Annotated in this window: 8 protein-coding genes; 7 read left to right on the forward strand and 1 reads right to left on the reverse strand. The window is 48.1% G+C overall.

From position 1 onward, the window contains the following. Positions 1 to 883 precede the first annotated feature (883 nt). The 7 genes from HMPREF2955_RS09915 (at position 884) to HMPREF2955_RS09945 (ending at position 9,142) form a co-directional block, all read left to right on the forward strand. Entirely contained in the window at positions 884 to 2,425 is a 1,542-nt protein-coding gene (locus HMPREF2955_RS09915; RefSeq protein WP_070723129.1) for a glycine--tRNA ligase, read from the forward strand. Positions 2,426 to 2,427: 2 nt separating this feature from the next. Further along, positions 2,428 to 3,051: a BamJ family beta-barrel-assembly machinery protein gene (locus tag HMPREF2955_RS09920; RefSeq protein ID WP_070723132.1), complete on the forward strand. Its 624-nt coding sequence runs from the start codon at positions 2,428 to 2,430 to the stop codon at positions 3,049 to 3,051. Between the two features lie 308 nt (positions 3,052 to 3,359). Beyond that, positions 3,360 to 4,229, forward strand: a complete 870-nt coding sequence (locus HMPREF2955_RS09925) for an electron transfer flavoprotein subunit beta/FixA family protein (RefSeq protein ID WP_018968067.1) — start codon at positions 3,360 to 3,362, stop codon at positions 4,227 to 4,229. Positions 4,230 to 4,520: 291 nt separating this feature from the next. Beyond that, positions 4,521 to 5,537: an electron transfer flavoprotein subunit alpha/FixB family protein gene (locus HMPREF2955_RS09930; RefSeq protein ID WP_070723137.1), complete on the forward strand. Its 1,017-nt coding sequence runs from the start codon at positions 4,521 to 4,523 to the stop codon at positions 5,535 to 5,537. Between the two features lie 43 nt (positions 5,538 to 5,580). After that, a complete protein-coding gene (locus HMPREF2955_RS09935) occupies positions 5,581 to 5,946 on the forward strand; it encodes a four helix bundle protein (RefSeq protein WP_070723140.1) in 366 nt (121 codons plus the stop codon). A gap of 66 nt (positions 5,947 to 6,012) precedes the next feature. After that, the gene (locus HMPREF2955_RS09940) at positions 6,013 to 7,722 is read left to right on the forward strand and encodes an acyl-CoA dehydrogenase family protein (protein WP_070723143.1); all 1,710 of its coding nucleotides are present in this window, start codon (positions 6,013 to 6,015) and stop codon (positions 7,720 to 7,722) included. Positions 7,723 to 8,128: 406 nt separating this feature from the next. After that, a complete protein-coding gene (locus HMPREF2955_RS09945) occupies positions 8,129 to 9,142 on the forward strand; it encodes a virulence RhuM family protein (protein WP_070723146.1) in 1,014 nt (337 codons plus the stop codon). A gap of 164 nt (positions 9,143 to 9,306) precedes the next feature. Here HMPREF2955_RS09945 and HMPREF2955_RS09950 read toward each other — a convergent pair whose 3' ends face one another. Next, complete coding sequence (locus HMPREF2955_RS09950) at positions 9,307 to 10,206, reverse strand: diaminopimelate dehydrogenase (protein WP_070723153.1); 900 nt, start codon at positions 10,204 to 10,206, stop codon at positions 9,307 to 9,309. Between the last annotated feature and the right edge of the window lie 422 nt (positions 10,207 to 10,628).

Here is a 10,628-nt window from a genome sequence, read left to right on the forward strand (position 1 = left end):
AGTGCGTTTTGGTGCTAAATGCAAGGTAAAATGCCGCTAAATGCAAGGCATTTTGGTGCTAAACGCGAGACAAAATGCCGCTAAATGCAAGACGAAAAGCATAAAAATCCACTGCAATTGCATAAACAAAACCTCCTAGAACCATGAAAAACATGCCTCAAAGGGGCAAAAATCCTATCAAAAAGTGGGGTTTTAGGGGCTAAAAGTGCGTAATTTGGGGTTGAAAAATACGAGTTGGCAAGCAAACTAGAAAGGCTAAATGGTGCTAAACGCACGTTCCGAGCCTAAAAATTGACAAAACAAAAGGCGCGAAACACTAGAAAAAGCGACTTTTTACCTACTTTTTAACCTAAAATTTCGCTAGAACAGAGTGAAAATTGGAGTAATATTGTAAAATAAATAATAACGATTTAAGATTTTGAGTTGGTGAGTTGGTGAGGTTATGAGTTTTTGAGTTGATAAGTTTATGGGCTCTTGGGTTTGTAAGTTGATGAGTTGATGTGTTCGGGAGTTGTAGGGTTTTCGTGAGTTTATAATACAGTGAGTTGATTTGTCCTGCACTTCGTATGCGAGAGGAGTGCTTATCTGTGTGTTTTACAGCACAAAGATAACAAACTCCTCTCAATTTATAGAAATATTAAAAGTCAAGACAACTTCTTTTCTTTGGGCTCTGTTTTCGTGCACCTCGCATCGTGAATGGGATGTTTTTAAGCACCTTGTTTCCTTCTCCTCACACAGTGTTTTTCTCGCAACACCAATATCCGAACAACCCCATCATTGTTGTTTACCCCCACCTAAAACGCTGATTTTAACGCCCCAGTTCGCCTTCTATCAGAAATAATGTGTAACTTTGTGCCACAAATAAGTAAATAAGAAAAAGACAATGGCACAAGAAGACGTTTTCAAGAAAATAGTTTCGCACTGCAAAGAATATGGGTTCGTGTTCCCCAGCAGCGACATTTACGATGGGCTGGGAGCCGTTTACGACTACGGACAAAACGGCGTTGAACTGAAAAACAACATTAAGGAGTATTGGTGGAAAAGCATGGTGCTGCTGCACGAGAACATCGTGGGCATCGACTCGGCCATCTTTATGCACCCAACCATCTGGAAAGCAAGCGGACACGTGGACGCTTTCAACGACCCACTTATCGACAACCGCGACTCTAAAAAACGCTATCGTGCCGACGTGCTGATAGAAGACCAAATTGCCAAATACGAGGAAAAGATAGACAAAGAGGTGGCTAAGGCCGCCAAGAAGTTCGGCGACAGCTTCGACGAGGCCATGTTCCGCCAAACCAATCCGCGTGTTTTGGAACACCAAGCCAAGCGCGACGCACTGCACGAACGCTATGCACAGGCCATGCAAGGCCCTAACTTGGAAGAGTTGAAACAGATTATCCTGGACGAGGAGATTGTAGACCCCATCAGCGGAACAAAGAATTGGACCGACGTTCGCCAGTTCAACCTGATGTTCTCTACCGAAATGGGTTCGCTGTCTGATGCCGCCAGCAAGATTTATCTGCGCCCCGAAACGGCACAGGGCATCTTTGTTAACTACCTGAACGTGCAAAAAACGGGCCGCATGAAAGTGCCTTTTGGCATCGCGCAGATAGGAAAGGCATTCAGAAACGAAATTGTGGCGCGCCAATTTATCTTCCGCATGCGCGAGTTCGAGCAAATGGAAATGCAGTTCTTCGTTACGCCCGGCACCGAGCTAGATTGGTTCCACAAGTGGAAAGAAACGCGTATGAAATGGCATCAGGCATTGGGATTTGGTGCTGAGAACTATCGTTTCCACGACCACGAAAAGCTGGCGCACTATGCCAACGCCGCATCCGACATCGAGTTCCGCATGCCCTTCGGTTTCAAAGAGGTGGAAGGCATACACTCGCGTACCAACTTCGACCTGTCGCAACACGAGAAATTCTCGGGCAAGAGCATCAAATACTTCGACCCACAAACCAACGAAAGCTACACGCCCTACGTTATCGAGACCAGTATCGGCGTAGACCGCATGTTCCTTTCGGTGATGTGCCACGCCTTTGAAGAAGAGAAGTTGGAGAACGGCGAAACACGCACCGTACTGAAATTGCCTGCTGCACTGGCCCCCGTTAAGTTGGCCGTGCTGCCGTTGGTGAAGAAAGACGGGCTGCCCGAAAAGGCTCGCGAGATAGTGAACGCGCTGAAATTCAAGTTCAACACGCATTACGACGAAAAGGACACTATCGGCAAACGCTATCGCAGACAAGACGCCATTGGTACGCCTTACTGCGTAACAGTTGACCACGACACGCTGACCGACAACTGCGTTACGTTGCGTTTTCGCGACAACATGCAGCAAGAACGCGTGAACATAGACCAACTAGACAGCATCATTGAAGACAAAGTGAGCATCACCACCTTGCTCAAAAAACTGCAATAACCATGACGAGAAAAAGCTTTTTATTGATGGCCGCGGCCGCATGGATGGCCTTTGCCTTCACCGCATGCAGCGAAACAGACAACGCCACCGACGACTTCCCCAACTGGCAAGCCGCTAACGAGGCCTATTTCGACAGCATATATAATGTGGCGAAGGCCAATACCGCCCAATGGCAAGTTATTCCTAGCATCACGCTACCTAGCGAGGCAGTGAAAAACAAAACCGACAACGTGGCCGCAGAAGTAATCAATGCGGGCGAAGGGAGCGACCGCGCATTTCAGAACGACACGGTGCGCGTGATACTTCAAGGTCGACTTAAAGCCTCGCCTGGCTATCCCAAAGGCAAGGTTTTCCACCAAACCTATGTAGGAAGTGACGACAACACCACGGCCAACGCCGCCAAGCTGGCGGTAAGTTCGGTTGCGCCAGGTCTGCAAACGGCATTGCAAAACATGCCCGTAGGTGCCAAGTGGCGCGTGTACGTGCCTTACCAACTGGGCTTTGGCTCGGCAACAGGGAGCGGAACCATTGCTCCTTCGCTAAGCAAAACAGTATCTGTGCCCCCTTACTCTACGCTGGTTTACACCGTAGAAGTGGTGAGCATCATTCGCCAAGGGCATAAATAAGGCCGCATAATCTCCTTAGGTGTGTTCTATAAGTTCCTTACAGCGTGTATAACATGTAAAGGGGGATTTATGGAACACACCTTATTAATATACGCGCGCGCGTAAGACACGTACCAACATTACACGCGCCGACACGCTTCCACTGGCTGCCAACGCCGACAATCGCTCCCCCCTTAAAGCACTTAACGACACCGATTAAGCTGCAACACACAGCCCCTCTTACGTTTTTTTCGTTTCATTTCTTTTGCCATAAAGCAAAAAAAGTGTACTTTTACAAGCAGAAATCACATTATATTACTATAAAATCTATGAGTTTGAAAATCGTTGTACTTGCCAAACAAGTACCAGACACGAGAAACGTGGGCAAAGATGCCATGACGGCAGAAGGCACGGTGAACCGCGCAGCCTTGCCCGCAATCTTTAATCCAGAAGACTTAAACGCATTGGAACAGGCTCTGCGCCTTAAAGAACAGCACCCTGGCTCTACCGTTGGCGTGCTGACGATGGGTCCTCCACGTGCAGGTGAAATCATCAGACAAGGACTTTACCGCGGAGCAGACACGGGTTGGCTGCTCACCGACAAGCTTTTCGCCGGTGCCGACACGCTGGCCACATCCTACGCCTTGGCTACTGCCATCAAAAAGATTGGCGATGTGGACATCGTTATCGGCGGACGACAGGCCATTGACGGCGATACGGCACAAGTAGGACCGCAGGTGGCACAGAAATTGGGCCTTAACCAGGTTACATACGCCGAAGAGATACTGAAAGTTGAGGATGGAAAGCTAACCATTCGCCGACATATCGACGGTGGTGTTGAAACGGTTGAGGCACCCATGCCTTGCGTGGTGACGGTTAACGGAAGTGCTGCCCCATGCCGTCCTTGCAACGCTAAGCTGGTGATGAAGTACAAAAACGCACGTTGCCCCATGGAGCGCAACGGCAAAGAGCCGCATCCCGAACTGTTCGAGCTGCGCCCTTACCTCACGCTCAACCAATGGAGCGTGGCCGATGTGGACGGAGATGCAGCCCAATGCGGACTTAGCGGGTCGCCCACAAAAGTGAAGAGCGTGCAAAACATCGTGTTCCAAGCCAAGGAAAGCAAGACGCTAACGGCCGCAGACGCCGACATCGAGGCGATGATGAAAGAATTGTTGGACGAAAAGATTATCGGATAAGGGGAAGTAAAGTGAAAGAGAAGCCTCACCCACAACCCCTCTCCAAGTGGAGAGGGGAGTGATATGCCTTGCGAATTAAAAGAAGAAAAGAGCTTTTAAAGGTGAAAGGATGAAAAGATGCTACGCCATCAAAAGCCATTATGCTGTTTATGCCTTACCTTATGTCCTTATGTTCTTCTGTCTAAAATCCTGTGCTTTTGAAGAAAGCCGCAAAGCATTTGGCTTAACTCCTTAACTACATAACTCCTTAACTCCTCAAAAAACATCTCCTTCTTAAATTAAAGAACAAACATGAACAACGTATTTGTATATTGCGAAATAGAAGACACGACGGTGGCCGAAGTGTCTCAAGAATTGCTAACCAAAGGGCGCAGCCTGGCCAACGAGCTGGGTGTGCAGCTGCATGCCGTAGTTGCAGGCACGGGAATTAAAGGCCATGTCGAAGGCCAAATTCTGCCTTACGGCGTAGATAAGCTCTTCGTATTTGATGCCGAGGGCCTGTTTCCCTACACGTCTGCACCACATACCGACATCCTCGTGAACCTCTTCAAACAAGAGAAACCGCAAATCTGCCTGATGGGTGCAACCGTTATCGGTCGCGATTTGGGACCGCGCGTGTCGTCGTCGCTTACCAGCGGCCTTACCGCCGACTGCACCCAGCTGGAGATTGGCGACTATGACGACAAGAAAGCAGGCAAGCATTACGATAAGCTGCTTTACCAAATTCGTCCCGCCTTCGGTGGAAACATCGTTGCAACGATTGTCAACCCCGACCACAGGCCACAAATGGCAACCGTGAGGAGTGGCGTGATGCAAAAGAAGGTGTTGGACAACAACTACAAGGGAGAAACCGTTTATCCCGACGTTGCACAGTACGTACAACCCGAAAGTTATGTGGTAAAGGTGCTCGACCGTCACGTTGAAGAGGCTAAACACAACCTCAAAGGCTCGCCCATCGTTGTGGCCGGCGGCTATGGCGTAGGCAGCAAGGAGGGTTTCGACCTGCTTTTCAAACTGGCCAAGGAGCTACATGGCGAGGTGGGAGCAAGTAGGGCCGCCGTTGATGCTGGCTGGGCCGACCACGATAGGCAGATTGGACAGACGGGCGTTACCGTTCATCCCAAGGTTTACATCGCTTGCGGCATCTCTGGACAGATACAACACATCGCCGGCATGCAAGACAGCGGCATCATCATCTCTATCAACACCAACCCCGATGCACCCATCAACAAAATTGCAGACTATGTTATCGTGGGTACGGTAGAAGAGGTGGTGCCGAAGCTGATTAAGTATTATAAGAATAAGTAGTAAGGTTGTAAGTAGTAAAGTAGTAAGCGGAGAATGCTTTGCGATGACACGAAGTTTTAAGGATCTTATTGTTTGGCAAAAGGCACACAGCTTTGTTGTACTAGTATATCAAGCAACGAAGAGTTATCCTAAGTTCGAGTTGTTCGGCTTGTGTTCTCAATTCCAAAGGGCGGCAGTATCTATTCCCGCCAACATTGCCGAGGGATATAGAAGAGATGGGAAGGCAGACAAACTGCGTTTTCTTAACTTCGCCCAAGGCAGCCTTGAAGAATGTCGCTACTACATCCTGCTTTCAAAAGACCTTTGCTATATCGATATTGAAACGTATGACTTATTAACAACGAGTATCGAGGAAACAAGTAAACTATTGAACGCCTATTATAAAGGCGTAAAGGAGCGTATGCCATAGACAAAGGGCAACACCTCCTAACTTACTACCTTTACTCCTTTTCTCCTTACTCCTTTTTAAAAGATTATGGCAAATTACTTTTCGGACTCTCCCGAGTTGGAGTTCCACCTTCATCACCCGCTGATGAAAAGAATTGTTGAGCTGAAAGAGCGCAACTTTGAAGATAAAGATAAATACGATGACGCACCCGTTGACTACGACGACGCCATCGAAAACTATAAGCAACTGTTGGAAATAACGGGCGACATCACCGCCAACGTTATCGAACCAAACAGCGAATCGGTTGACGAAGAGGGTCCGCACCTCGTTGACGGACGCATGGTGTATGCCTCGAAAACGTTCGAAAACCTCGACGCCACGCGCAAAGCAGGCCTGTGGGGCATCTCCATGCCACGCCGTTACGGAGGTTTGAACCTGCCAATAACGCCTTATTCTATGGCATCTGAAATGATGGCGACGGCCGATGCGGGTTTCCAAAACATCTGGAGCTTGCAAGACTGCATCGAAACGCTGTACGAATTCGGCAACGAAGAGCAGCGCAAGAAGTACATTCCGCGCGTTTGTCAAGGCGAAACGATGTCGATGGACCTCACCGAACCCGATGCAGGCAGCGACTTGCAGAGTGTAATGCTCAAGGCCACCTACTCGGAGAAAGACGGATGCTGGCTTATCAATGGCGTAAAACGCTTCATCACCAATGGCGATTCCGACATCCACTTGGTCTTAGCGCGCTCTGAGGAGGGCACGAAAGACGGTCGCGGACTGTCGATGTTTATCTACGACAAGCGTCAAGGCGGCGTTACCGTGCGCCATATAGAAAACAAACTGGGCATACATGGCTCGCCAACGTGCGAGTTGGTGTACAAAAACGCAAAGGCCGAACTATGTGGCGAAACGCGTTTGGGCCTAATCAAGTACGTTATGGCATTGATGAACGGTGCCCGTTTGGGTATCGCCGCACAGAGCGTTGGTGTGTCGCAGGCCGCCTATACCGAAGGATTGAATTACGCTCGCGAACGTAGACAGTTTGAAACAAACATCATCGACTTCCCTGCCGTGTACGACATGCTCTCGCGCATGAAGGCCAAATTGGATGCAGGACGTAGCATTCTCTACCAAACGGCGCGCTATGTAGACATCTACAAAGCACTCGACGACATCGCACGCGAACGCAAACTTACCCCCGAAGAACGCGCCGAACAAAAGAAATACATGCGTTTGGCCGATGCCTTTACGCCGTTGGCAAAGGGTATGAACTCTGAATACGCCAACCAAAACGCCTACGATGCCATACAAATTCATGGCGGTTCGGGCTTCATCATGGAGTATAAGAGCCAACGCCTCTATCGCGATGCGCGCATATTCTCTATATACGAGGGCACAACGCAGCTGCAAGTGGTGGCCGCCATTCGCTATATCACCAACGGAACTTACCTCGGCATCATAAAAGAGATGCTCGAAGACGAGGTGGCCGAGAACTTACAGCCACTTAAAGAGCGTGTGGCCAAGTTGGTAGAACGTTACGAAGAGAGCGTAAACAACGTGAAAGAGTGCGGCAACCAAGACAGGCAAGACTTCCTGGCACGTCGCCTTTACGAGATGACTGCCGAGATTTTCATGTCGTTGCTCATCATTGCCGACGCATCAAAAGCTCCCGAACTCTTCGAAAAGAGCGCAAACGTGTATGTTCGCATGACAGAAGAAGCCGTTATAGGAAACCATGCCTTCATCGAAAACTTCAAAGTTGAAGATTTGGAATACTATAAATCGCGGTAGAAAGCATTCCTCATTCACAACTTCGCTTCATGGCGAATGAGGAGCGACATGCCTGTTCTGTCCCAACTCGATGGGAAAAGAACAACCTGGTTTCATCTCTCCGACACTTAGTGGGGAAGAGGAAACACGGTCTTACCCCCTGTGCCGCTCTCCATGGGAGATGAGGCATAATGCATTTCATTTCTTGATAAATTGCATCATGGGGACTCAGCGCATAGTATTTTTAAAGGTGCGTGTTGCCATTTGTAGGTGACACGCACCTTCATTGTAACAGTCTGTTTAAAGAATATTGCACGCTCTATTCACATTCAAGCATAAGCAACTCTGAGTAATAAAAAGGACATGTTTGCCAATAAAAAGATGATTCGTACCATATATTCATAGAACCACCATAACAACAAAACCAATGAAAGATAAAAAAGCCAACAACCACCTCATCATCTACCAAGACGACAACGGCTTGGTGAAAGTGAATGTGCGCTTTGCCGATGAAGACGTATGGCTCACACAAGGGCAATTGGCGGACATTTACGACACAACACAACAAAACATCGCCCTACATATCAAGAACGTCTATGCTGATGCAGAATTGAAGGAGACGGCAACTCACAAGAAATACTTGTTAGTTCGACAAGAAGGCGGTAGAACCGTACAGCGCAACATCGACCATTACAACCTAGACATGATTATAGCCCTGGGTTACAGAGTGCAATCACAAGTTGCAACCCGCTTTCGTCGATGGGCAACCGAACGACTACATGAATATATACAAAAGGGCTTTTCCATGGATGACGACCGACTGATGCAAGGGGGTAACCGTTACTTCCGTGAATTGTTACAACGCATCCGCGACATCCGTGCTTCGGAGCGTAACTTCTATCAGCAGGTGACGGACATTTACGCAACTTCGGTGGACTACGACCCACGTACCGAGCTCACACATACGTTCTTCGCCACGGTGCAAAACAAACTTCACTACGCCGTACACGAACACACCGCCGCGGAAATCATCTTCGATCGGGTTGATAGCGACAAACCTCTAGTAGGCATGACCAACTTCAAGGGCGACTATATCACGAAAGACGATGTGAAGATTGCCAAGAACTATCTCACGCAAAAAGAGCTGCAACGACTTAACCTACTCGTATCGCAATTCCTAGACTTTGCCGAATTTCAGGCACTTGATGAACATCCCATGCGAATGGTAGACTGGATAACCGCTCTTGACAACCAAATTCTATCCCTGCAACGCACTGTGTTGGAAGGGAAAGGCCATATATCACACAACGAAGCGATAGAAAAGGCTGAACGAGAATTTGCCATCTACCGTCAAAGGGAAATGGCACGGCTCGAAAGTGATTTCGATAAAATGGTGAAACGGTTTCCTAAGCGAGGGCAACATCCTACAAAAGAAGAATAGAAGCACTGGTGCTAACATTTATTTGTTGCAGTCCACCCTCTTGATCTGCAACAACAAAAAAGGACATGCTACCAACGAATGGTAACACGTCCTTTTTATTTTCGATGGGCAAACAAGGCTATTTTTTTACCTTTTCACCCTTTCACCTTTTCACTCTTTCACCTTTAAACCATCTGTCCAATCAACTCTTCCCTATCCCCAGGCAGCATATCAATAACAGGAATCTCAACCATAGTATAGCATCCAGGCTGCAAACGCATGGAGGCGCGAGCCACATTAACCAGCACCTGAGCCGTTAGTGCCGGGTTGTTGATACTCATATCAAAAGAGAAATGCTGGTTTTGGGTCTTTCCGCTAACGCCTTTGCGCACCAAATGAACGCCATGACCCATGTCGCGAACCTCGTCTACAGACTTCACTGCAAACACATGCGTCTCGTCGTTAGCGAAATACGGGTCGGCCTTTACCTCTGCGGCCACATCTTCAAGTCGTGCGCCATCCTCCAATTCCACATAAACCATCCTGCGATGAATGCCTTCGCCCAGAGGGATAGTCATCGAAAGCGCATTCTTAACCCCCTTCTTACTGCGCACGCACACGCTGTGTCCCATGCTCATGCCAGGTCCGAAGTTGGTGTACGACAAGCCTTTGGGTGCCAAACTCTGCATCAACATGCGCACGATAGAGTCTGACCCCGGGTCCCATCCTGCCGAAATAACGCTCACTCGGCCATGCTCCTTACACACAGGCATCAGTTCCGCACGATAGTTCACTATGTTCGTGTGAATGTCAAAGCTATCTACCGTGTTTATTCCCATAGCCAAATACTTCTTTGCGTATGTCGGACACTCGCGCGTTGGCAAAGCCAAGATAGCCACATCCACATCATGTAGTTCGGCAATGTCGCTCACCACGTTGTACTTTTCCAACTCCATCGGCCTTTCCTTAGCCCCTTGTCGCCTTACAACACCAGCCACTTCAAAGTCGGGAGCCACCTCCAACGTCTGCAATGTATATTGCCCAATGTTGCCATAGCCCACTACGGCCGCTCTAATCTTTTTCATATTCTTAAATGTTTGTATTGTTATCATTTTGTTTGTCGCCAGCAGGCGATGTAACAAACAAGTGCCAGCTGCGACCTACAAAAGTAGTGCATTACAATGAAATAACGGCAAACAAGCCAACAAAAAAACACCCTTCGCTATGCAAATTGCGTTAAAACGTGCACAATCTTAACCTATATCAATGAAGTCGTCTTGACCTTCAATATTTCTACAAATTGAGAGGTGTACAGGATAAGCCAACTCACTGGCTTATAAACTCACAAAAGCCCAACAACTCCCGAAGACATCCATTCACAAACTCAACAATTCACAAACTCCACAATTCACAAACTCATCAACTCAAAAAATCATCAACTCAAAACTTAAATCGTTATCTTTTATTTTACATCACCGCTCTAATTTTCGCTCCGTTCTAGCGAAAA

This window comes from Prevotella sp. HMSC073D09, from assembly GCF_001814145.1.
In the GTDB taxonomy this organism is placed as follows: domain Bacteria; phylum Bacteroidota; class Bacteroidia; order Bacteroidales; family Bacteroidaceae; genus Prevotella; species Prevotella conceptionensis.